Source organism: Phaeobacter sp. SYSU ZJ3003 (assembly GCF_041300735.1).
Classification (GTDB): Bacteria; Pseudomonadota; Alphaproteobacteria; order Rhodobacterales; family Rhodobacteraceae; genus Phycobacter; species Phycobacter gallaeciensis_A.
Genome location: NZ_PXNU01000012.1, coordinates 109412 through 132287, shown reverse-complemented (window position 1 = coordinate 132287; position 22876 = coordinate 109412). Strand labels below are relative to the sequence as shown.

The following is a 22876-nucleotide window of genomic DNA, read 5'->3' as shown; positions in this document are numbered from 1 at the left end:
CATGCAAACAGTCTGTTGTGTGGCTGGCTTCAGCCGAACGACCAGTTAGACATGTAAGCGAGCATCGCATTGGCCAGCCCCATCGCCCCATCCTGCATGGCAGAAGAGATCAATACGGCAAGCCCCACGATAGCAGCGGCCAGAACGACCCAGTCAACAGTCACTGCGCCCTCATCCCTGGCTAGGAAAGACCAGATCTTTTTCATGTCGGGCTACCTTTTAAAACGGGAATTCCGGGAAAGGAAAAGGGCCACGCCTTTGACGTGAAAGACGCGGCCCCGATAGTCTTGCCTAGGTGAGGCTATTAGCCGCCGGTCGAGTCGGTCGGGGTCTTGCCTGCGATGTAGGAGCCGGTCGAGGTGGTCAGGTTGCCTGCGCCGGTTTCGATTGCGGTGTAGACAGCGCCTGCCAGGGCGGCAACGGCTGCGGTCAGAACAACCCAGTCAACGGTCACGGCGCCAGAGTCGTCTTTACGGAAGTTTTTGATGAACTTGATCATGGTTATGTCCCTCCAAAGGATCACTGAATTTGCACTATCCCGCCGTCCGTTGTGTGGGTCTGTCTCTCTCTCTCACCGACCCTGTCCGGCTTGGATGAATACATATAGCCGGGTGAGCGTGGCAGCATTTGGGCCGAAAACCGGAAAGGCAGTCAAAATTTAATGATTTTTAAAGAAATTTAGCAAAGCTCTGAAACTAAAGGACTTAAGTCTTTATGAGATGTAAACCTGCGTGGCTTTTGCGCGGCAGGCCCCTGTAAATATGGCGAATATGCCAGATTCTGAACCTGTGGACTGGATTCGGGTAGGGATTTCACCGAGTCTTGAGAACCAAAAGCTGAGCGCTTCACAGGATTTTGAATAGTCCCATGACCATTCGTCGTTTTCGTGCCGCTGTTGCGGTGTGGTTTTCCCTTTGGCTTGCCTTTCCCGTAAGCGCGGAACAGGCGCCTAAACCTTTTCCCGACTTCGAGGCAAAGCGGGTTAAGCCGCCGCAACCCGGGGCAGGGCCGCGCATCACCGTGCAAATCGAACCAAATGCAGAGGCGCCCCCAGCGCAAGCGGTGGCAGCGGGCGAAGCTGACGAAGAGGTCCAGCCGGGGCGCTATGAGTGGTTCTGGGAGCAGGTTGCGCCGGAACTGGGGGCGACAACCGGCGCTGCACGTCTGGAGCTTGCCATCGCCGCGCTTTCCTCACCCGGGGGCACAGGTGGCGTTGCTGCGCCGCGGCTGCAGCTGCTGCAGGACATCGTTGCAGCGCAAGGCACGCCGATCCTTTTGTCCAGTGTGGGCACACGGGTCTCTCCGGCGCTGGCTCTGGCGGTGATCGCGGTGGAAAGCGAGGGGCGGGTAGATGCGCAAAGCTCGGCCGGGGCGCAGGGGCTGATGCAGTTGATGCCGGACACCGCCATCCGATTTGGGGTCACCGATGCCTTCGAGGCGCCGCAGAATATCGCGGGGGGCGTCAAATACCTCGATTGGTTGATGCAGGAATTTGAAAACGACGCGGTTCTGGCCCTGGCCGGATATAACGCGGGTGAGGGCGCGGTGCGCAGCCATCAGGGCGTGCCGCCCTTTCCGGAAACGCGGGATTACGTGCCAAAGGTGCTGGCGGCCTATCAGGTGGCCCGCAGCCTGTGCATGACGCCGCCCGAGTTGATCACCGACGGCTGCGTTTTCCGCCGGTTTGAATGACCGGTTGAACAACCGGGCAGGTGTCAGGTTGAGGGGATCTGCAAATCAATCAGCCCGCGCGCGGCCTCTTTGGCGTCCGCAGCGGGGTCTCCGGCCAGCCCGCCGCCGCGCGCCAGCACTGCCGAGACGATTGCGCCTTCTTTCAGCAGCAGCAGTTGACGGGCCAGCAGCCGCGGATCATTGGCGCCTGCGGCCTCTGCGATTTCGGAAAAATGGTCCTGCAGGATCTGCTTGTGCGCGGCCGACTGGGCGTGGATCGGGTGGTTGATCTCCTGGAACTCGGCGCTGGCCTTGATGAACATGCAGCCACGAAACTCGGGCTTGGTGAACCATTCCGAAAGCGCGTCGAACAACGCCAGCATCTGTCCTTTCGGCGTGTCGCTTAGCTCTTCGATGCGGCGATAAAGCCAGTGGCGGAAGTTTTCATCCCGAAGGCGCAGCACCGCGAGGATCAGATCCTCCTTGGTGCGGAAGTGTTTGTACATCGATGTCTTCGACACACCGGTTTCGCTCACCAGCTTGTCCATGCCGGTGGCGTGAAACCCGTTCCGGTAAAATACATCAAGGGCCTTTCGGACCAGCTCGTCTCGCTTGTTTGGGCGCATGATTCGTCTCTTTGTGTACCGATCTGTACATAGTTTGCAGGTGCAGCGTTGGCAACTGCGACACATTAAAGTGAACAATTTCATAGGATTGAGATCGTGTTCACGAATTCGTTCAATGGACATCACAAAAAATGAATTGCAAAAGGGTACCGATCAGTACACTTTGAGTTCAGGATTTACCGATCAGTACAGTTAAGCAAGCGCAGCAGTGGAGGCGCAGATGAAACGACTATTCAGCCCCATGCGATCCCCTTTGGCTCCCGTTGTTCTGACCGCAGGTATTGCCGTGGCGATGCTGGCGCCCCCACCGCCGGAAGCTACCGTTCTTTCCCTTCCGTCTGACTCCGCCAATGGCGTCATGGCGCCGAGCCGCGCTGCCGCTCTCGCATCCCTTTTTACCGTTCATGTGGCTGCCCCGGTGGCTGCCCATGTGGCGAAGGCCAACACCCCGGCTTTCGCCTTGAAGGTGGCCGCCGACTGATTGGTGCCGCCCTCAATAAACCCCGGCCAAGCCTCCCCCTGGCCGGGGTTTCCTTACCTTCTCCTCCTCCGAACCAAATGAATACCAAAGGACACGCCGAATGACCCGTCCCCCCTTGCCGCCTTTCGACGAAGCCAGCGCCAAAAAGAAGGTGCGCCTTGCCGAAGATGGCTGGAACACCCGCGATCCTCAGATCGTTGCACCGGCCTATACCGATAACTGCCCCTGGCGGAACCGCGCCGAATTCGTCACCGGCCACGATGAAATTCGCGCCCTGCTGACCCGCAAGTGGTCGCGTGAGCTGGAATACCGCCTGATCAAGGAACTCTGGGCCTATACCGACAACCGCATTGCCGTGCGGTTTGCCTATGAATGGCGCGATGATAGCGGCCAGTGGTACCGGGCCTATGGCAACGAAAACTGGGAATTCGCCGAAGACGGCCGCATGCAGCGCCGCATTGCCTCGATCAATGACAAGCCGATCAGCGAAGACGAGCGTCTGTTCCACTGGCCGCTGGGCCGTCGCCCCGATGATCACCCCGGTCTCTCTGACCTCGGTCTCTGATCTGTCCGTTCAGTCCTAAGAAAGCGAGAGCAACCATGCCCCGTGCCTTTGCAGAAATTGCCTTTACCGAATCCGTGCGTGAGCATCAGAAGCGGCAGGGGTCTGCCCGTGCCTATGGGCGCCTGCTGGAAACCCCGGAACGCTCCGGCGATCGGATCGGCGTCGCCGAAGCCGCCTTTATCGCCGAGCGCGACGGCTTCTATCAGGCAACCGTTTCGGAAACCGGCTGGCCCTACGTCCAGTTCCGGGGCGGACCGCGCGGTTTCCTGAAAGTGGTGGACGAAAAGACCATCGCCTATGCCGATTTCAGCGGCAACAAGCAGTATATCTCGCTTGGCAATCTGACCGACAACGCCCGTCTCGCGATGATCCTGATGGATTACCCGAACCGGCGGCGGCTGAAGATCTGGGGCACGGTTGAAATCATCGAAGGTGCAGAGGCCACGGATGGCCTGTTCCCGACCGGCGCGCGCGCTGCGCCTGAGCGGGCCATCCTGATCCATCTGGAAGCCTTTGACTGGAATTGCCCCAGCCACATCCCCGAGCGTCTGACGCTGGAGGAGCTGGAGCCTCACCTGGCGCCCCTGCGCAGCCAGCTGGCCCAGCTCAAAGCGGAGAATGAAAGACTGAAAGCAGGCCAGAAGGTCTGAAGGCAGCCATTCCGTTTCTGTTGGCTGCAGTACGTTCTGTTACGAGGTAAATTGATATGACATTCGACCCGATGAACATGCTGAATTCAGCCCTTGTTACGGCGGCGCTGACGCTCTCTCCTGCGGTGGCGCCGTCGGCTCAGGCATCCACGATGCCCGAGACCGCCTTTTCCTCGCAAATGATCGAGGGCCTCACGATTGCCTATCGTGAGGCAGGTGATCCCAGGAACCCGACGGTGCTGCTGCTGCACGGGTTCCCCAGTTCTTCCTATATGTTCCGTGACCTGATCCCGGTGCTGGCGGAGGAGTATCATGTGATCGCGCCGGATTATCCCGGGTTTGGCGCCTCGGACATGCCGCTTGCTGCCGATTATGACTACAGCTTTGCCAATACGGCGGATCTGGTGACGCAGCTTCTGGACCAGAAGGGCGTGAAGAATTACGCGGTCTATATGACCGATTATGGCGCACCGGTTGGGTTTCGCATGTTCGCCGAGGATCCGGCGCGGGTCTCGGGTTTCATCATCCAGAACGCCAATGCCTATGAAGAGGGGCTAAGGGAGTTCTGGGGGCCGATGCGCGCCTATTGGGCCGATCCCAGCCCGGAGAACGGCGATGCGCTGCGCGGCTTTCTGACCCTTGATGCCACCAAATGGCAGTTCACCCATGGGGCAGAGAACCCCGCCAGCGTCAGCCCGGACCATTTCTGGCACGCCCAGTATCTGCTGGACCGCCCGGGCAACCAGGAGGTGCAGCTGGAAATGTTCCTCGATTATGGCTCGAACCTGAGCGAGTACCCCAAGTGGCAGGCACTATTTCGCGAACACCAGCCCCCCGCGCTGTTGGTCTGGGGCGCCAATGATCAGATCTGCCCCGAGGAAGGGGCGCACCCCTATAAACGCGATCTTACCGATCTGGAGTTTCACTTGCTGAACACCGGCCATTTCGCCCTGCAGGAAAAGGGGCCGGAAATCGCCGGGAAGATGCTGAGCTTTCTCGATCGTATCAACAACTGACAGGGTGGGGGCCGGGATGATATCCGCCCCCGCCTGTTTAACTGCCGTAATGCCTTTGCCATCGACATTGTTCAGGGCGAGGACATGGGCGCTACATCGCTGCTGCAGGCCGTCATCTCCTGTGGGCACAGCGCAAGTATGTACGCCTCTGGCACGGCGCGGATGATTTCGAGGTCCTGCACCCGCTTCGGCCAAAAAGAAGGCCCGCCTAATGTATCAGGCGGGCCTTTTTTGTTTCTTCTGTCGCTAAGCAATCAGTTGACGATGGTCGCCTCAGTTGCGGCGCGCAGTTCTTCTTCGGTGACGCCTTCGGCCAGCTCAACGATCTTCAGGCCACCTTCGACCACGTCCAGAACGCCCAGACCGGTGATGATGCGGTCCACGACGCCCTTGCCGGTCAGCGGCAGGGTGCAGGCCTTCAGAACCTTGCTGTCGCCGTGCTTGTTGGTGTGGTCCATGACCACGACCACGCGGCCAACGCCTGCGACCAGATCCATCGCGCCGCCCATGCCTTTGACCAGCTTGCCGGGGATCATCCAGTTGGCCAGATCGCCGTTTTCCGCCACTTCCATGGCGCCTAGGATCGCCATGGCGATCTTGCCGCCACGGATCATGGCAAAGGACTGTGCCGAGTCGAAGAACGCGGTCTGCGGCAGTTCGGTGATGGTTTGCTTGCCGGCGTTGATCAGGTCGGGATCCTCGTCACCCTCGTAGGGGAAGGGGCCCATGCCCAGCATGCCATTCTCGGATTGCAGCGTCACCTCGACGCCTTCGGGGATGTAGTTCGACACCAGCGTCGGGATACCAATGCCGAGGTTCACATACCAGCCGTCCTGCAGTTCCTGTGCCGCGCGTGCGGCCATCTGATTGCGATCCCAAGCCATTATGCGGTCTCCTTCTGACGAACGGTGCGCTGTTCGATGCGCTTTTCGTGCTCGCCCTGGATGATGCGGTGCACATAGATACCGGGCAGGTGGATGTGATCAGGGTCAAGGCTGCCAGTGGGCACGATTTCCTCGACCTCGACAACGCAGACCTTGCCGCAGGTGGCGGCGGGCACGTTGAAGTTACGCGCGGTCTTGCGGAACACCAGGTTGCCGGTTTCGTCTGCTTTCCAGGCTTTCACGATGGCGAGATCGGCAAAGATGCCCTCTTCCATGATGTAGTCCTGCATGGCGCCATCCGGTCCGGTCGGGAACTGCTTTTCGAACTTGCCTTCGGCAATCACGGTGCCCACGCCGGTCTTGGTGAAGAAGCCGGGGATGCCCGCGCCGCCTGCGCGCATGCGCTCGGCCAGGGTGCCCTGCGGGTTGAATTCCAGCTCCAGCTCTCCGGACAGGTACTGACGCATGAATTCGGCGTTCTCACCCACGTAGGAGGAGATCATCTTTTTCACCTGCTTGGTCTGCAGCAGGATGCCGATGCCAAAATCATCAACGCCCGCGTTGTTGGAGGCGAAGGTCAGATCCTTGGTGCCGGCGTCTTTGATCGCGTCCAGCAGAAGCTCTGGAATACCGCAGAGGCCAAAGCCCCCGGCGGCGATGAACATGCCGTCATGAAGCAGCCCGTCAAGCGCTTCGGCGGCGTTGGAGTAGACTTTTTTCACGGAGTTCTCCCTAAACTGCCTATTGGAGAGGGTTCTGCGCCTCGGCGTCGGCAGAGTCAATAATACGGAGAAAAACGCGTATTTCTACGGAGCCAGGTTCCCATGACCGACGCCGTGACCACCGGTGTCCCGTGGCATGGCCGTGCCAGGACCTACTGTCAATGATGCTCAGCGAAACGGGTTTCCGGAAAGGGGAATGTTAAGAGTTGTTGGGCTAATGTTGGAATAGTTGAATATGTTGCGTGTAGGAGCCCTGTATTGGCTCAGAAAACAATCGAAGTTATCAATCTGGGGGCTATGGCCGATCTGGATCCTGACGAACAGGATGCGGTGGCCGAGAATGCGGCCGCGCTGGTGGGCATGACCTTCGGCTCTGCTGGATCTCCCTTGTATCAGCAGTTGGACTATCTCACTCTCGATGATCCAAGCGGTGACGGTGCGGTTTCCAGCAATGATTACGGCTGGTCTCCCGAAGATGTGATCTTTGATGGCATCGCGTCGGGGCTCGACAGTGTCATCGATTACCAAGTCGATCTCGTCTTCAATGACGGCTCCACAGCCGCGGCCGAGATTCTGTTGCTGCAGGATATGTCCGGGCGCACCTTTCTGGCGCCCTTCCTGGTGGGGTCGGCCAAAAACGATGTGCTGAATGATGGCGGCATTCGCTCGATGACGTTCACCGGCATCGTTAATGACGCGGGCACCCATGCCTATGTCGACCGCGAAGCCGATGCTTTTGTTGTCTGCTTCCTTGAAGGAACGCGGATACGCGCAGCGGCCGGGGAGGTCCCGGTGGAGCGCCTGTCGGTCGGCGATCTCGTGGAAACGCTGGATCATGGGTTTCAACCCCTGATCTGGCTGGGGCAGGAAACCGTGTCAGCGGGGCGGCGGACCTCCCCGATCCGGCTTCGGGAAAAGGCGCTGGGTGCGGGATTTCCGGAACGCGATCTCTATCTGTCGCCGCAGCACCGGGTTTTGTTCGACTCGCCCATTGCAGGCCGGATGTTTGGAACGGATCAGGTCTTTGTCCCGGCAACGAAGATGATCGATCTGCCGGGCGTCACCCAGCCGGTGGTGCAAGCGAGGCATCACTACTGGCACCTGATGCTCAAACGGCACGAAATCCTCTTCGCCGAAGGCGCGCCGGTCGAGAGTTTTCTACCGGGCCCCATCGCACTGGCAGGCCTGTCGCCGGAAAACCGCGCCAGCCTGCGAAAACGCCTGCCGTTTCTGATGCAGGGACAGCCCGCGCCAAGTGCCGCCAGACCCTGCATTTCCGGCGCTGCGGCTGCGAACCTCGTCCGGCGTCACCGGCGTAACAAACGGCCGCCTCTGGCGAACCCAGCCGCTTGGGAGGCTTCGTCAGGCATGCTGTGGGATCGCGCCTAGGCGCTGAACCTAGAATGCCGCCTGGACGAGCTTGAATTTGGGTTGTGCAAAGATGGCCAGCCCGGACCACGCCGCGTCAGCGGCGCCGGGCCCAACGGAACGGTCACAGTTCTTTACTGTGACCCGGTCCGGCGGGAGCCACCCGGTTTCTGGCCGGGCAAGGGTAGTCATGTGTGGCGAAGGTCGAGCCTAGCTGTCGCCTGCGTCTTTGGCTGCGGTCTTCTTGCTGGCTGTCTTTTTCGCCGCAGGTTTCTTGGCGGTGGTTTTCTTTGCAGCGGCCTTCTTGGGCGCGGCCTTTTTCGCCGGGGCTTTCTTCTTGGTCTTGCCCGCTTTGTCGGCGATCAGCTGCACCGCCATTTCCACGGTAACATCCTTGGGCTCTACGTCCTTGGGCAGGGTGGCGTTCACCTTCTCCCATTTGACGTAAGGCCCATAACGACCGTCCATGATGCTAATAGCGCCGCCGCTTTCGGGGTGTTCGCCCAGTTCTTTCAGCGGCTTGGCAGCAGCGCGGCGGCCACGGCCCGGGTTGGCGCGTTTCTCGGCCAGCATTTCCACCGCCCGGTTCATCCCGATTTCAAAGACATCCAGCGTCTCTTTCAGGTTCACGTAAACCGGTTTTTCTTCATCCGGGCGCTGGTGCATGATGTAAGGACCGAACCGGCCAAGGTTCGAGGCGATCATGCCGCCATCGGGGTGTTCCCCGATCTGGCGCGGCAGGGTCAGCAGCGTTACGGCTTGCTCCAGAGTGATCTCGTTCGGGCCCCAGCCCGGCAGATAATCACGGCCCTGTTTTGGCAGGGATGAGCGTGGCGGCTTCTTGTTTTCCGGCGTGGTCTCGCCGCGCTGGACATAGGGGCCAAAGCGGCCGGATTTCAGGTGGATCTCGTCACCGTCATCCTCGCCAAGGACCCGCTCATAGCCTTCGGCGCCTTCGCCAGAGATCGGGCGGGTGTAGTTGCATTCCGGGTAGTTGCCGCAGCCAACAAAACCGCCGGTGCGCGAAGTCTTCAGGTGCAGCTGGCCCGCGCCGCATTTGGGGCAGATGCGCGGGTCGGTGCCATCTTCGCGCGGCGGGTAGAGCTGCGGCGCCAGCGCATCGTCCAGCACATCCAGCACCTCGGAGATCCGCAGATCCGATGTCTCGGCAATCGCAGCGGAAAAGTCGCGCCAGAAATTGCTCAGGATGTCCTTGTAATCGGCCTCACCGGCGCTGACGTCATCCAGCTGTTCCTCCAGCGCGGCGGTGAAATCGTATTCCACGTAGCGTTTGAAGAAGTTCAGTAGGAAGATGGTGACGATCCGGCCCTTGTCCTCGGGGAACAGGCGGTTCTTTTCCTTGCGGACGTATTCGCGGTCCTGGATCGTGGTGATCACGCTGGCATAGGTCGACGGACGGCCGATGCCCAGTTCTTCCATCTTCTTGACCAGCGTCGCCTCGGTATAACGCGGTGGCGGCTGGGTGTGGTGCTGCAGGCCCAGAACGGCGGCGTTCTCCGACAGGATCGCGGCGTCCTTGCCCGCTTTTTCCGCCTGCGCTGCCAGCGAGGAGGCAAAGTTGACGTTTTCGCCGTTCATGATTTGCGGCAGGCGCTTGTCGTCCTCGTCCACCACATCGTCGCGGCCTTCTTCGTAGACGCGCATGAAACCGTCGAACAGCACCACCTGACCAGTTGCGCGCAGCACCACCTGACCGTCGCCTGATCCGATATCGACGGTGGTGCGCTCCATCCGGGCGCCTTCCATCTGGCAGGCGATCGTGCGCTTCCAAATCAGATCATAAAGCTTGCGCTGCTCTTCTTCGCTGACCTTCAGGCTTTTGGCATCGCGGCTCATATCCGTGGGGCGGATACATTCGTGCGCTTCCTGGGCGTTCTTGGCCTTGTTCTTGTAGATGCGTGGCGAGGACGGCACGTAGTCGGCGCCATAGCGGGTTTCGATCTCGGCGCGGGCGGCCTGTACCGCCTCGGGCGCCATGTCGATACCGTCGGTCCGCATATAGGTGATATAGCCTGCCTCATAAAGGCGCTGGGCCGCGTTCATACACTGGCGCGCGCCCATGCCGAACTTGCGGCTGGCTTCCTGCTGCAGGGTGGAGGTCATGAAGGGTGCAGAAGGGTTGCGGGAGGCAGGCTTTGCCTCCACCGATTGCACCTTCAGGTCGCGGCTGGAAACTGCTTTGACTGCCAGGTCTGCGGCAGTGGAGTTGGCGAGGCTGTATTTATCCAGCTTGTCGCCGCCCAGGACCGTCAGGCGCGCTTCGAATTCCTGCCCGCGCGGGGTCGAAAGTTGCGCCTTCACCGACCAGTATTCGCGCGGATTGAAGGCTTCGATCTCCATCTCGCGTTCAACGATCAGACGCAGGCAGACCGATTGCACACGGCCCGCAGACCGTGCGCCGGGCAGTTTGCGCCACAGCACCGGCGACAGGTTGAAGCCCACGAGGTAATCCAGCGCGCGGCGGGCCAGATAGGCCTCGACCAGCGGCATATCCACCTGACGCGGGTTTTTCATCGCTTCGGCGACAGCTTCCTTGGTGATCGCGTTGAAGGTCACGCGGCTCACCGGTGTGTCCTTCTTGATCGACCGGCGCTTGGTCAGCGCTTCCTGCAGGTGCCAGCTGATCGCTTCTCCTTCGCGATCAGGGTCAGTCGCGAGAATCAGGGCGTTGTCTTCTTTCAGAGCGTCGGCGATGGCCTTGACGTGTTTGCGGCTGTCGTTTCCGACCTCCCATTTCATGTCAAACTCATGCTCGGTATCGACCGACCCATCCTTTGGCGGCAGGTCACGGACGTGTCCGTAAGACGCCAGCACAGTGTAGTCAGAGCCCAGGTATTTATTGATTGTTTTGGCCTTGGCCGGGGATTCGACGACAACAACTGGCATGTAAATTCAGGACCTCTTGAGGGGCGGATACTGCGCGTTCTATGGCGGGGCAACATGTGGCGCGCAAGGGGAGATTGTCAATCCGTGGGCTTTGGACGCATGCGTTGCGCTGCCTTTGCACCATGTTTTGCGCCATGTAGGGCAAGCTGTGAGGACCGGGTTGCTTGCCCGGATCGGCTGGCCCACGTCATCCTTCGTCCCTTCCGGGCGGGCGGGACAGCATGCCCCCGGGATGGCGGTCGACTGCGCCATCCAGTTCCAGTTCGGTCAGGACCGAGGACAGCTCCTTTGGCGCGACAGATAGGTCCTGCAGCAATTGATCCTCCGGCGTGGGAGAGGGACCGAGCCGGGCCAGAACCTGTTGATGCAGCGCGGCTGTTTCGCGCAGGCTTCGCCGTTCGGGAGGCGGCGGCGGCAGATCCGCGAGGCCTGCGTTGGCAGGTGGCGCGTCAGGCTGATCGGTAGAGCCTGAAAGAGGGGCAGGCTGTTCCACCGGCGGCAGCGCGGCGATCACGTCTGCGGCATTGCGCACCAATTGCGCCCCGTCGCGGATCAGCATGTTGCAGCCCGAAGCGCGGGCATCGAAGGGATGGCCAGGAACCGCCAGCACCTCGCGGCCCAGATCTAACGCGTCGCGGGCGGTAATCAGGCTGCCGGATTTGGCTGCGGCCTCGACCACCACAACGGCCTGGGCCAGCCCCGCAATGATTCTGTTGCGTTTCGGGAAATGGCGGGCTTGCGGTGCCAGGCCCATGGGTTGTTCGGACAGGATCAGACCCTGCTCGCCGATGCTCTTGCCCAGACGGTTGTTTTCCGAAGGATAAATTACATCAGCGCCGCCTGCCATGACGGCAATGGTACCGGAGGGCAGGGCGGCAAGATGCGCGGCGGTGTCCACGCCGCGCGCCAGCCCGGAGACGACCACATATCCTGCGGCACTGAGATCATGCGCCAGTGCCCGCGCCATTCGCGTCCCGAGGGAGGAGGCATTGCGGGCCCCGACGATGGCAATCATGGGACGTTGCAGCAAGGACAGGTTGCCAATGGCCCAAAGCGCGGGCGGTGCGTCTTTCAGGTGCGCAAGCGGAGCGGGATATTCAGGATCCGAAAAGCACAAAAGCCGCGCTTTGGCGGCTTTTGCGACATTTATTTCGGCGTCTACCGCATCGGAAGGGCATATTTCATACCCTTTGAGCCCAGCGGAACGTGCCATTTTAGGCAACGCTTCCAGCGCATTCTGCGCTGAACCGTGTTCAGACAGCAGCCGGTAAAATGTAGCCGGACCTACCCGTCTGGAGCGCAAAAGGCGAAGCCACGAACGCCGGAGATCTTCCGTGGTGGGTGGGAGTGGGGGGTGAGTGGAAGAATATGCTTCTTCGGTCATCCGTTGCTCCGCCTGTTTGCACAATTAGAATTAACCTTGACGGGTTAACAGGTGGTGAATGACCCTTAATTTTCCGAAGATTTTCGAATTCTTTGAATAGCTATTTGTTTTTAAATGAAAAAAGTTGGCGCGATCGCGAATGGCGCCCTCTTCCCGGCGGCAAGACTGATTCAGTTTCTGATACAGTCACGCAAGAAAACGGACCGTTGGGTCCGTTTTGTGCTCAACTCCGAAGGGTTTGGTCGGGGAATCTTTACTTAGATTGCTGCCCCGCCAACGGTGAGTCCCCCCATTAGAACAGAGGGTTGGCCGACTCCGACGGGTACCCATTGGCCTGCCTTGCCGCAATTGCCCATGCCGGGATCCAGTTCCATGTCATTGCCGAGAGCGCGAATCTGCTGCAGCGCGGTGGCGCCATCGCCGATCAGGGTGGCGCCCTTCACCGGTGCGCCGACCTTGCCGTTCTGCACGCGGTAGGCCTCGGTGCAGGAAAACACGAACTTGCCGTTGGTGATGTCTACCTGGCCACCGCCGAATCCCACGGCCCAGATCCCGTCCTTGATTCCGGCCACCAGGTCTGCCGGATCGGCATCGCCGCCCATCATATAGGTGTTGGTCATCCGCGGCATGGGGGCGTGGGCATAGCTTTGCCTGCGTCCGTTGCCGGTGGCCTCAACCCCCATCAGGCGGGCGTTCTGGCGGTCCTGCATAAAGCCAACCAGAATGCCGTCCTCGATCAGAGTGGTTTTCTGGCTAGGGGTACCTTCATCGTCGACCGTAATCGAGCCGCGCCGATCCGGGATGGTGCCATCGTCAAGCACTGTGACCCCCGGCGAGGCAATCCGCTGCCCCATCAGCCCGGCAAAGGCCGAACTGCCCTTGCGGTTGAAATCGCCCTCAAGACCGTGACCGATGGCCTCGTGCAAGAGGATACCCGGCCAGCCCGGCCCAAGCACGACTTCCATCTCCCCGGCGGGTGCAGGCACTGCTTTAAGATTGACCAGCGCGATTCGCAGCGCTTCGCGGGCTTTGGCCTGCCAACTAACGGGATCAATCAACCCGTCCAGACCAACCCGACCACCGCCTCCGGCCGAGCCACTTTCGCGGCGGCCGTCCTGTTCCACGATCACCGAGACATTGAGCCGGGTCATCGGGCGCACGTCGCGCACCCGTACCCCGTCGGCGCGCAGGATCTCTACTTCCTGCAAGGAGGCCGCCAGCGTCGCCGAGACCTGAACCACCCGAGGATCCAGATCGCGGGCGAACGCGTCGATCTCGCGCAGGGTCTCGACCTTCACCGGGAAGGGCAGCGCGCTGATCGGATCGGTGTCGGCGTAAAGATGTCTGTTGGTGGCCGCAGGTGGTTCGGCATAGGTGCCGCCGCCATCGCCCACCGCAAGGCGCGCCGTTTCCGCGGCGCGGGTCAGAGCGCTGATCGACACGTCGGTGGAATGGGCGTAGCCCGCCACATCGCCATTGACCGCCCGCAAGCCAAAGCCTTCGGAGGCATCGTAACTGGCGCTGCGCAGCCGCCCGTCATCAAACACCAGCGCCTCCGATTTGCGCCGCTCGGCAAAAATCTCGCCATCGTCGGCCCCTTGAGTGGCGCTGCGCAGCACGCCAAGCGCCTCATCCTCGGGGAGGCTGGTCTCAAACGGGCGGTAGGCCGTGGTTTCCATGTCTCAAATCCTCTTCGCGACGGCGGTTTTTTTTGATCTAAATCAAGAAAGCGACGCTTTGCCGCTCGCCTGCCTCTTTATCTGCACGTTGGAATATGATTTTAAGCAGCGTCAAAGACAACGGGTTCGGTGCGTTTTATGGAATCAAGCTTTCCAGCGACGTTACCGGTAGCAGCTAATAACGCGATCAAACGATCAGGACACGATATGAAGAATGCTTTGATGCTTTCGGGCCTTTTCGCTGGCCTCTCAAGCCTTCCAGCCACAGCGCAAGAAGGTCTTGAATCCATTGGTAAGCCGACCAACGGCGGTCTGGGTTTCCAGCCGGCCGCAACTGAACTGGCGGAAGGCATTCACATGCTGGACGGGCTGATCCTGGTGATCATCACCGCCATCTGCGTTTTTGTGGCTGGTTTGCTGCTGTTCGCAATCGTTCGCTTCAACAAGCGCGCGAACCCCAACGCGGCGCAGTTCACCCACCACACTCCGATCGAAATCGCATGGACCGTGATCCCGATCCTGATCCTGGTTTTCATCGGCTCCTTCTCGCTGCCGGAACTGTTCCGCCAGCAGGAAATTCCCGAAGCCGACGTCACCATCAAAGTAACCGGCTACCAGTGGTACTGGGGCTATGAATACGTCGACCACGAGTTTGGCTATGAAAGCTTCCTCCTCGCCAAGGACGAACTGGCCGATTACGGCTATGCCGAGGACGAGTACCTGCTGGCAACCGACACCGCTGTTGTTGTCCCCGTTGGCAAGACCATCGTGATGCAGGTGACCGGCGCCGACGTGATCCACTCCTGGGCGATGCCTGCCTTCGGCGTGAAGCAGGACGCGGTTCCCGGCCGTCTGGCTGAACTGTGGTTCAAGCCCACCAAAGAAGGCATCTACTTCGGTCAGTGCTCTGAACTCTGCGGCAAGGACCACGCCTATATGCCGATCACTGTAAAAGTGGTCAGCCAGGAAGCCTATGACGCATGGCTGGACGGCGCGATCGAGGAATATGCGGGTCTGCCGCAGTCCTATCAGGTTGCCTCCAACTGACTAAAGCAGGGGCCGGAACGTCCGGCCCCGAACATGGGCGCGCCGCGATGGTAGCGCCCATAGCACCATCTTAAATGCAACGAGGATGCGCCCGCGCGGCCATCCTTCAGTGGCCGAAGAGACTGACATGAGCGACGCAAGCATCAATGCCAGCACCATCCGCGAAGACGAGCCCAGCTTTGGCGATTATTTCGCCCTGCTGAAGCCGCGCGTGATGTCACTGGTCGTGTTTACGGCCCTCGTCGGCCTGCTGGCTGCTCCGGTTGGTGTGCATCCGGTCATCGGATTTGCCGCGATTCTGTTCATTGCCATCGGTGGTGGCGCCTCTGGCGCGCTCAACATGTGGTGGGATGCGGATATCGATCAGGTGATGAAACGTACCAAGTCGCGCCCGATTCCCGCAGGCAAGGTCGACAAGGGCGAGGCGCTGAGCCTTGGTCTGGCGCTTTCGGGCCTTTCCTGCATCATGCTGGGACTGGCGACGAACCTCTTTGCCGGTGCGTTTCTGGCCTTCACTATCTTCTTTTACGTCGTCATCTACACCATGTGGCTGAAGCGGGCGACGCCGCAGAACATCGTCATCGGCGGTGCCGCCGGGGCCTTCCCGCCGGTGATCGGCTGGATCGCCGCCACCGGCACCATGTCGGTTGAACCCTGGCTGATGTTCGCGCTGACCTTCATGTGGACGCCGCCGCACTTCTGGGCGCTGGCGCTGTTCATGCGCTCGGATTACGATGATGCGGGCGTTCCGATGCTGACCGTGACCCACGGTCGCCGCGCCACCCGCGTTCATATCCTCGTCTACACCATCCTGCTGGCGATTCTGGCTGTGGGCACCGCGTTCTCGGGCATCGGTGGTCCGGTCTATCTGGCCGTGGCCGTGGTGCTGAACGCGCTGTTCCTGCACGGCGCCTGGAAGATCTTCCGCCGCGATGAGGACGACAGCGAGGCCGACAATTTCAAGGCTGAGCGCAGTTTCTTCAAGCTGTCACTGCTCTACCTCTTTTTGCACTTCGGCGCGATTCTCGTCGAAGCCCTGTTGAAACCCTATGGTCTGGGAGGCTGGTAATATGGCTTTGCGCAAGGAACATGAACTGCACAAACGGCGCCTCGGGCGCAACATGGGCGTTGGTCTGCTGCTGGGCGCCTTTGTGGTGCTGGTGCTGGCTCTGACCATGGTCAAGGTCACCTCGAACGGCTTCAAATTCCCGCAGACCCAATCACAGGCGGGGCAGGGCTGATGGCGATCAAAGGACCTCAGAAAACGGTTCTGCAACTGGTCGGCGTGGTCGCGCTGATGGGCGGGCTGTCCTGGGCGTCGGTGCCCTTCTACGACTGGTTCTGCCGGGTCACCGGATTTGGCGGCGTCACCGGCGTGGCCGAGCAAGGCGCGGATACTGTGCTGGATCAGACCATCACGGTGCGCTTTGACGGTTCCAAGGAACGCGACATGCCCTGGGAGTTCAAACCGGTGCAGCGCGAGATGGAGCTGAAGATCGGCGAGACCGGTCTGGCGTTCTACGAAGCATACAATCCCACCGACCGCCCTGTCGCGGGGCAGGCAGCGTATAACGTGACGCCTTATTCGGCCGGTGGCTACTTTGAGAAAATCGCCTGTTTCTGCTTCACAGAGCAGGTGCTGCAACCGGGGGAGCGGGTGCAGATGCCCGTGACCTTCTTTGTGGATCCGGAAATCGTCAACGACCGGGACGCAAAATACGTGCATACGATCACGCTTTCGTACACGTTCTATGAAATCGATCTGCCCGAGGGCTATGCCGCTCTCGACACCGGTGATAAAGCCGGGGCAGGCATAACCACGAACTAGGCCGCTAGGTGAGGGACACTTAAATGGCGCATGCTAAAAATCACGACTTTCATATTCTGCCGCCGTCGATCTGGCCGTTTCTGGGCTCCGTAGGCGGGTTTGCAATGCTGTTCGGCGCAGTGCTGTGGATGCATGGCATCACGGCATGGCTGTTCTGGGGCGGCCTGGCGATGGTGCTCTATGTCATGTTCGCCTGGTGGTCCGAAGTGGTGGCCGAAAGCCGTCAGGGCGATCACACCCCGGTGGTCCGCATCGGCCTGCGTTATGGCTTCATCCTCTTCGTGATGTCCGAGGTGATGTTCTTCTTCGCCTGGTTCTGGTCGTTCTTCAAACACGCCATCTACCCGATGGAAACCTATGTCGGCACCTCCTATGTGCAGCCCGACATCTATCCGGTCGATGCCTTCCACCTGCCGCTGATCAACACCCTGGTCCTGCTGCTGTCCGGCTGTGCCGTGACCTGGGCGCACCACGCACTGGTGCACAACAATGACCGCAAGGCGCTGGTTCAGGGCCTGTCCATCGGTATCGTTCTGGGCCTCTTCTTCACTTTCCTGCAGGGCTATGAATACGCGCACCTGCTGCACGAAGGCTGGGAATTCGGCGCTGATGAGTTCTACTCGAACTTCTTCATGGCCACCGGTTTCCACGGTTTCCACGTGATCATCGGCACCATCTTCCTGACGGTTTGCCTTATCCGTGCGCTGAAAGGTGACTTCACCCCCGAGCAGCACGTCGGTTTCGAGGCCGCTGCCTGGTACTGGCACTTCGTTGACGTTGTCTGGCTGTTCCTCTTCGTAGCGGTCTACGTCTGGGGCACCGCAGGTCTGGCGCACTAAGCCGACCCGGGCGACACCGGAAATTGTAGCGGGTACAGGTTTGTGGTTCCAAAATCCGCAGACAGCCCGTAAGAAACGCAGCGCGCGGGGGCTTCCTCCGCGCGCTTTTCATTGGCGATGAGGACGCGATGCGGCGGTTTATCTTTCTATCCCTTGTTGGCGGGCTGGGCCTATTGGCGCTGCTATCGCTTGGGATCTGGCAGATGCAGCGCCTGGCCTGGAAGGAAGATATCCTGGCCACCATCGAAGCGCGCATTGCGGATGCCCCCGGCCCCTTGCCCGAGGTGCTGGACCCGGAGCGTGACAAATACTTGCCTGTGCGTCTTGAGGGCGAGATCCTGCCGGGTGAATTGCACGTTCTGACCTCGATCCAGGGCACCGGCGCGGGCTATCGCGTTATCGCGCCTTTCGTGACCGACGGCGGTCGTCGCCTGCTGCTGGACCGTGGCTTCATCATCGCCAGCCGCAAGGATGAGACCCGCACCACCGGCCTCGCGACCGTGATCGGCAACCTGCACTGGCCGGTCGAGGTGGACGGGTTCACACCGGAGCCGGACACGGAAAAGAACATCTGGTATGCCCGCGACGTTGCGCCGATGGCGGCAGAGCTGGGCACCGAACCGGCGATGGTGATCTTGCGCGAGCTGCGCTCGGACGTAGTGGATCCCGGCGCGACCCTGCCGCAGCCCGTCACCATATCGGGCATTGCCAATGACCACTTGCAATATGCACTCACCTGGTTTTCGCTGGCCTTTATCTGGGCCGCGATGACCGCCTATTTCCTGTGGCGCAACCGCGCCAAATCCGAAGGCTGAAGCGATGAAATACATCTCCACCCGCGGGCAGGCGCCCGAGCTGACGTTCGAAGAGGCGATGCTGACCGGGCTGGCCCGCGACGGCGGCCTTTATGTGCCCGCCGAGATCCCGCAGATGAGCCATGATGAGATCGCGGCCCTGTCGGGCCTGTCTTACGAGGAAACCGCCTTCCGGGTGATGCGTCCCTTCCTCGGCGATTGCTTCACCGATGACGAATTCCGCGAGATCATCGCCAAGGCCTATGCCGGGTTTGGTCACGCTGCCCGCGCGCCGCTGAAACAGCTGGCGCCCAATCATTTCTTGTTGGAGCTGTTCCACGGCCCGACCCTCGCGTTCAAAGACTTCGCGATGCAGCTGATCGGTCAGCTCTTCGAAGTCGCCCTGAAACGCCGCGGCGAAAGCGTGACCATCGTCGGCGCCACCTCTGGCGATACCGGCTCTGCCGCGATTGAAGCTTTCCGGGGGCTGGATGCGGTCAATGTCTTCATCCTTTACCCCCATGGCCGCGTCAGCGAGGTGCAGCGCCGCCAGATGACAACCCCTGCGGACAGCAACGTGCACGCGCTTGCGGTCGAAGGCGACTTCGACGACTGTCAGGCGGCGGTCAAGGACATGTTCAACGATTTTGAGTTCCGCGACAGCGTACGCCTTGCCGGGGTGAACTCGATCAACTTTGCCCGCGTGCTGGCGCAGGTGGTCTATTACTTCTCCTCTGCTGTCAGCCTTGGCGCGCCGCATCGCAAGATCAGCTACACCGTGCCCACGGGCAACTTTGGTGACATCTTCGCGGGCTATATCGCCAAACAGATGGGCCTGCCCATCGACCAGCTGGTGGTCGCCACCAACCAGAACGACATTCTGCACCGCTGCCTCTCGGGGCAGGGCTATTTCAAGGGTGACACCATCCCCTCGATCAGCCCGTCGATGGACATTCAGGTCTCTTCCAACTTTGAACGTGCACTGTTCTACGCCTACGGGCAGGATGGCGCTGCCGTGGGTCAACTGATGGATGAGCTGAAGACGGGCGGCTTTGAGGTCAGCCAGGGCGCCATGCAGGCGCTGCAGGAGACCTATGTTTCGGGCCGCGCCTCGGAAGAAGAAACCATGGCGACGATCAAAGCCGAATGGGCCGCCTCGGGCGAACTGCTGTGCCCCCACGGCGCCGTTGGTGTGAAGGTTGCAAACCAGCTGCGCGTTGCCGATATCCCCATGGTGACGCTGGCGACGGCCCACCCGGCGAAATTTCCAGCCGCGGTGGAAGAGGCGAGTGGTATCCACCCGCCGCTGCCCGCCCGCATGGCGGATCTTTATGAGCGCGACGAGCGCGTCACCCGCATCGACAACGATCTGGCCGCCCTTGAGGCGCATATCAGAAAGAACATCGCGAATTGACAGTCCAGCAACACACACTCGCCAACGGGTTCCGCATCGTTTCGGAGAACATGCCGGGGCTGGAATCCGCCTCTATCGGGATCTGGGTGACAGCAGGCGGCCGCCACGAGCGGCCTGAACAGAACGGGATCGCCCATTTTCTTGAGCATATGGCCTTCAAGGGGACTAAGACCCGGTCGGCGCTGCAGATTGCCGAGGCGATCGAGGATGTGGGAGGCTATATCAACGCCTATACCAGCCGCGAGGTTACAGCCTATTACGCGCGGGTTCTGAAGGATGACGTGCCGCTGGCGATGGATGTGATCGGGGATATTCTGCTCAATCCGGTGTTCGACCCGCGTGAGATTGAGGTCGAGCGCGGAGTGATCCTGCAGGAGATCGGTCAGGCGCTGGATACGCCGGACGATGTGATCTTTGATTGGTTGCAGGAAGAAAGCTATCGCGATCAGGCGCTGGGGCGCACCATTCTTGGCCCGGCAGAACGCATTCGCAGCTTTTCCCGTAATGACCTGCAAGGCTTTGTCGATCAGCACTACGGACCGGGACAGATGATTCTGGCTGCGGCCGGTGCGGTGGATCACGACGCGCTGGTGCGGCTGGCCGAGGCGCAGTTCGGCCATATGGCGCCACGGCCAGTACCGGAACCGGATGCCGCGCGCTTTACCGGTGGCGGCGAGGCGCGGCGGGATAAGCAGCTGGAGCAGGCTCATTTTGCGCTGGCTCTTGAAAGCCCCGGCTACCGCGATGATGAGATCTACACCGCGCAGATCTATGCCAGCGCCCTTGGCGGCGGCATGTCCTCGCGCCTGTTCCAGGAAATCCGGGAAAAGCGGGGTCTTTGCTATACTATCTTTGCGCAGGCAGGCGCCTATGCGGATACCGGTTCGACGACGATTTATGCAGGAACTTCGGGCGATCAGCTTGCCGATCTGGCGCATATCACCATCGACGAAATGAAGCGCGCCGCCGAAGATATGCGCGAAGACGAAGTTGCGCGCGCGCGCGCCCAGATGAAGGCCGGCATGCTGATGGGGCTGGAAAGCCCGTCGAACCGGGCCGAACGTCTGGCCCGTCTGGTGCAGATCTGGGACCGGGTGCCACCGCTGGAGGATACAGTCGCCCGCATTGACGCGGTAACCGTCGCCGGGGTGCGGGCTTTGGCCGAACGCCTTGCGGTCGCGGCACCGGCGGCGTTGGCGCTTTATGGTCCGGTCGCTGATGCGCCCAGTCTGGCGCGGCTGCAGGAGAGGCGCGCTGCCTGATGCTGCTGTCCCGCCGTAAAGTCCGGCTTGAAACAGAACGTCTGACGCTCAGACCGCCGGTGCACGGCGATTTTCACGGCTGGGCGGCGTTGCGGCTGCAAAGCCAGGACTACCTTGTCCCTTGGGAGCCGGTCTGGGCGCCGGATCACCTCAGCCGCAAGGCCTTTACCAACCGGGTCTACTGGGCGCAGCGGGCGGTGTCCTCCGGCTCGGCGCTGCCGCTGTTCCTGGTCCGGCGCTCGGATCAGACGCTGGTGGGGGCGATCACGCTGGATAATATCCGCCGCGGTCCAGCGCAGGCGGGTACCCTTGGATACTGGACCGGGCAGCCCTTTGCGCGGCGTGGTTACATGGCCGAGGCGATTGGCGCGGTGGTGCATCATGCCTTTGGCAAGCTGGACCTCAGCCGAATCGAGGCAGCCTGCTTGCCGGAAAACGTGGCTTCGCGCGGTTTGCTGGAACGCTCAGGCTTCAAATACGAAGGCGTGGCGCAATCCTATCTGCAGATCAATGGCCGCTGGCGCACGCATGTGCTCTACGCCTCGTTGCGCCACGATAGGCGCGGCAAGACCCTGGTTGGTCAGGCTTAGAAATACCTATTCGAAGTATGAGGGCGAGCCCTCCCACGCCCGTAGGTGCACCGGCTGCGCCGATGCGCGCTAGCGGCCTTGGGCATGGCGCCGCGCGTTGCACGGTGCAGCGCCGCACCCTGTGCGGCGCCCGGCCCAACGGGGCAGGGGCATTCTGTGAATGCCGCGGGCCGGGCGGGAGTGTTTGCCGACAAGATCAGAGCGCAGCGGCGCATAACTCGGGGCAGTGTCTGGGCGGCAGAGGCTCACTTATGCTGATTTTGCGGAAAACAGGCTGACAGAAAGGGCGAGTGCGCTACACTTCTGCCATGCGTGTTTTTGTTCAGTATCTGGTTTCGCTCGTAGTCTTGGCAATCTTCGCCGCTCCGCTGGCCGCGCAGGAACGCCGGGCCAGCCATTGCATTGCTCTCGCTGAGGCGGCCCCGGGGATCGCCTATCTGCACAAGGCCAGCTGGCAGGACCCGGTGTCGGAACATTCGGTGCGGATCCGGTATCTGTCGCACGCCAGTTTCCTGATCCAGACCGAAGGTGGACTGAACGTGGTGACCGACTTCACCGGCTTTACCGGATCGGCCGATTTCATCCCGGATGTGGTCACCATGAACCACGCTCATGAAACCCATTGGACCGCCCACCCCGATCCGGCCATCCCGCATGTGCTGGAAGGCTGGGGTGCCTTTGGTGAGGGGATCAGCCACCATCTGGACCTGAGTGAAATGCTGATCCGCAACGTGCCCACCGATATCCGCTCTGCCTACAGCGATGGGGTCGAGGTGGCCGGGAATTCGATTTTCGTGTTTGAGGTCGCCGGGCTGTGCATCGGGCACCTAGGCCATCTGCACCACGTGCCGACACCAGAGCAGTTCGCGGCGCTGGGGCGACTTGATGTGGTGATGGCCGCCGTGGATGGCGGCATGACCCTGGCGCTGCCTGAAATGGTCGAGGTGTTGAACCGGCTGCGGTCCTCGGTAATCCTGCCGATGCATTGGTTCACCGACTACTCGCTGGAGCGTTTCCTGTCGCAGATCGGGCCGGAGTTCGACGTGGTGCAGGATGGCGCGGCAGATATCACTGTGTCGCTGCGCAGCCTGCCGGACAGGCCGACGATCCATGTGCTGCGCCCCTCTTATCTGCGCAAAGACGAGTAAG

General features: G+C 60.9%; 24 protein-coding genes. 16 read left to right on the top strand and 8 right to left on the bottom strand.

The window, feature by feature from the left end:
• Window positions 1-29: 29 nt before the first annotated feature.
• Complete coding sequence (locus C6W91_RS05650) at window positions 30-164, bottom strand: hypothetical protein (RefSeq protein WP_257784236.1); 135 nt, start codon at window positions 162-164, stop codon at window positions 30-32.
• Between the two features lie 140 nt (window positions 165-304).
• A complete protein-coding gene (locus C6W91_RS05645) occupies window positions 305-499 on the bottom strand; it encodes a hypothetical protein (RefSeq protein WP_065272693.1) in 195 nt (64 codons plus the stop codon).
• 368 nt (window positions 500-867) lie between these two features.
• Between C6W91_RS05645 and C6W91_RS05640 the strand changes: the two genes are divergently transcribed.
• Window positions 868-1692: a lytic transglycosylase domain-containing protein gene (locus C6W91_RS05640; protein WP_370570521.1), complete on the top strand. Its 825-nt coding sequence runs from the start codon at window positions 868-870 to the stop codon at window positions 1690-1692.
• Window positions 1693-1715: 23 nt separating this feature from the next.
• On the opposite strand, the gene C6W91_RS05635 is transcribed toward C6W91_RS05640, so the two are convergent.
• On the bottom strand, window positions 1716-2297 hold the full coding sequence (locus C6W91_RS05635) for a TetR/AcrR family transcriptional regulator (protein WP_274831297.1): 582 nt from the start codon (window positions 2295-2297) through the stop codon (window positions 1716-1718).
• 220 nt (window positions 2298-2517) lie between these two features.
• Here C6W91_RS05635 and C6W91_RS05630 point away from each other — a divergent pair, with 220 nt between their 5' ends.
• The 4 genes from C6W91_RS05630 to C6W91_RS05615 all read left to right on the top strand — a co-directional run bounded on the left by C6W91_RS05630 (window position 2518) and on the right by C6W91_RS05615 (window position 5009).
• Complete coding sequence (locus C6W91_RS05630; RefSeq protein WP_274831296.1) at window positions 2518-2778, top strand: hypothetical protein; 261 nt, start codon at window positions 2518-2520, stop codon at window positions 2776-2778.
• Between the two features lie 100 nt (window positions 2779-2878).
• On the top strand, window positions 2879-3343 hold the full coding sequence (locus C6W91_RS05625) for a nuclear transport factor 2 family protein (RefSeq protein WP_065272696.1): 465 nt from the start codon (window positions 2879-2881) through the stop codon (window positions 3341-3343).
• 35 nt (window positions 3344-3378) lie between these two features.
• Window positions 3379-3993: a pyridoxamine 5'-phosphate oxidase family protein gene (locus C6W91_RS05620; protein WP_065272697.1), complete on the top strand. Its 615-nt coding sequence runs from the start codon at window positions 3379-3381 to the stop codon at window positions 3991-3993.
• A 56-nt stretch (window positions 3994-4049) separates the two neighbouring features.
• Window positions 4050-5009 (top strand): alpha/beta fold hydrolase, encoded by a 960-nt coding sequence (locus C6W91_RS05615; RefSeq protein ID WP_370570520.1) that lies wholly within the window; start codon window positions 4050-4052, stop codon window positions 5007-5009.
• 254 nt (window positions 5010-5263) lie between these two features.
• On the opposite strand, the gene C6W91_RS05610 is transcribed toward C6W91_RS05615, so the two are convergent.
• Window positions 5264-5893 (bottom strand): 3-oxoacid CoA-transferase subunit B, encoded by a 630-nt coding sequence (locus C6W91_RS05610; RefSeq protein ID WP_065272698.1) that lies wholly within the window; start codon window positions 5891-5893, stop codon window positions 5264-5266.
• The gene (locus C6W91_RS05605) at window positions 5893-6615 is read right to left on the bottom strand and encodes a CoA transferase subunit A (RefSeq protein WP_065272699.1); all 723 of its coding nucleotides are present in this window, start codon (window positions 6613-6615) and stop codon (window positions 5893-5895) included. Before C6W91_RS05605 ends, C6W91_RS05610 begins: the two co-directional genes overlap by 1 nt.
• 258 nt (window positions 6616-6873) lie before the next feature.
• Here C6W91_RS05605 and C6W91_RS05600 point away from each other — a divergent pair, with 258 nt between their 5' ends.
• Window positions 6874-8004 carry a Hint domain-containing protein gene (locus tag C6W91_RS05600; RefSeq protein WP_370570519.1) on the top strand — a complete coding sequence of 377 codons (1131 nt, stop codon included), beginning with the start codon at window positions 6874-6876 and terminating at the stop codon, window positions 8002-8004.
• A 189-nt stretch (window positions 8005-8193) separates the two neighbouring features.
• Here C6W91_RS05600 and topA read toward each other — a convergent pair whose 3' ends face one another.
• From topA to tldD, 3 genes are all read right to left on the bottom strand, one after another.
• Window positions 8194-10890, bottom strand: coding sequence for a type I DNA topoisomerase (gene topA, locus C6W91_RS05595; RefSeq protein ID WP_370570518.1), 2697 nt, complete (start codon window positions 10888-10890; stop codon window positions 8194-8196).
• A 187-nt stretch (window positions 10891-11077) separates the two neighbouring features.
• Entirely contained in the window at window positions 11078-12274 is a 1197-nt protein-coding gene (dprA, locus tag C6W91_RS05590) for a DNA-processing protein DprA (protein WP_274867049.1), read from the bottom strand.
• Window positions 12275-12531: 257 nt separating this feature from the next.
• Window positions 12532-13953 carry a metalloprotease TldD gene (tldD, locus tag C6W91_RS05585; RefSeq protein ID WP_065272703.1) on the bottom strand — a complete coding sequence of 474 codons (1422 nt, stop codon included), beginning with the start codon at window positions 13951-13953 and terminating at the stop codon, window positions 12532-12534.
• Between the two features lie 207 nt (window positions 13954-14160).
• Between tldD and coxB the strand changes: the two genes are divergently transcribed.
• From coxB to C6W91_RS05535, 10 genes are all read left to right on the top strand, one after another.
• Complete coding sequence (gene coxB, locus C6W91_RS05580; protein ID WP_065272704.1) at window positions 14161-15000, top strand: cytochrome c oxidase subunit II; 840 nt, start codon at window positions 14161-14163, stop codon at window positions 14998-15000.
• A gap of 127 nt (window positions 15001-15127) precedes the next feature.
• Window positions 15128-16069 carry a heme o synthase gene (gene cyoE, locus C6W91_RS05575; protein ID WP_370570517.1) on the top strand — a complete coding sequence of 314 codons (942 nt, stop codon included), beginning with the start codon at window positions 15128-15130 and terminating at the stop codon, window positions 16067-16069.
• Window position 16070: 1 nt separating this feature from the next.
• Complete coding sequence (locus tag C6W91_RS05570; protein ID WP_065272705.1) at window positions 16071-16241, top strand: cytochrome C oxidase assembly protein; 171 nt, start codon at window positions 16071-16073, stop codon at window positions 16239-16241.
• Entirely contained in the window at window positions 16241-16828 is a 588-nt protein-coding gene (locus C6W91_RS05565) for a cytochrome c oxidase assembly protein (protein WP_347508392.1), read from the top strand. Before C6W91_RS05570 ends, C6W91_RS05565 begins: the two co-directional genes overlap by 1 nt.
• A gap of 23 nt (window positions 16829-16851) precedes the next feature.
• Window positions 16852-17667, top strand: a complete 816-nt coding sequence (locus C6W91_RS05560; RefSeq protein WP_065272707.1) for a cytochrome c oxidase subunit 3 — start codon at window positions 16852-16854, stop codon at window positions 17665-17667.
• Between the two features lie 128 nt (window positions 17668-17795).
• Entirely contained in the window at window positions 17796-18482 is a 687-nt protein-coding gene (locus C6W91_RS05555) for an SURF1 family protein (RefSeq protein ID WP_370570516.1), read from the top strand.
• 4 nt (window positions 18483-18486) lie between these two features.
• The gene (thrC, locus tag C6W91_RS05550) at window positions 18487-19875 is read left to right on the top strand and encodes a threonine synthase (RefSeq protein ID WP_370570515.1); all 1389 of its coding nucleotides are present in this window, start codon (window positions 18487-18489) and stop codon (window positions 19873-19875) included.
• On the top strand, window positions 19872-21137 hold the full coding sequence (locus C6W91_RS05545; RefSeq protein WP_065272709.1) for a pitrilysin family protein: 1266 nt from the start codon (window positions 19872-19874) through the stop codon (window positions 21135-21137). Before thrC ends, C6W91_RS05545 begins: the two co-directional genes overlap by 4 nt.
• The gene (locus C6W91_RS05540; RefSeq protein ID WP_065272710.1) at window positions 21137-21727 is read left to right on the top strand and encodes a GNAT family N-acetyltransferase; all 591 of its coding nucleotides are present in this window, start codon (window positions 21137-21139) and stop codon (window positions 21725-21727) included. The genes C6W91_RS05545 and C6W91_RS05540 overlap by 1 nt, the downstream gene beginning before the upstream one ends.
• Before the next feature lie 308 nt (window positions 21728-22035).
• Window positions 22036-22875, top strand: coding sequence for an MBL fold metallo-hydrolase (locus tag C6W91_RS05535; protein WP_370570540.1), 840 nt, complete (start codon window positions 22036-22038; stop codon window positions 22873-22875).
• Window position 22876: the final 1 nt, after the last annotated feature.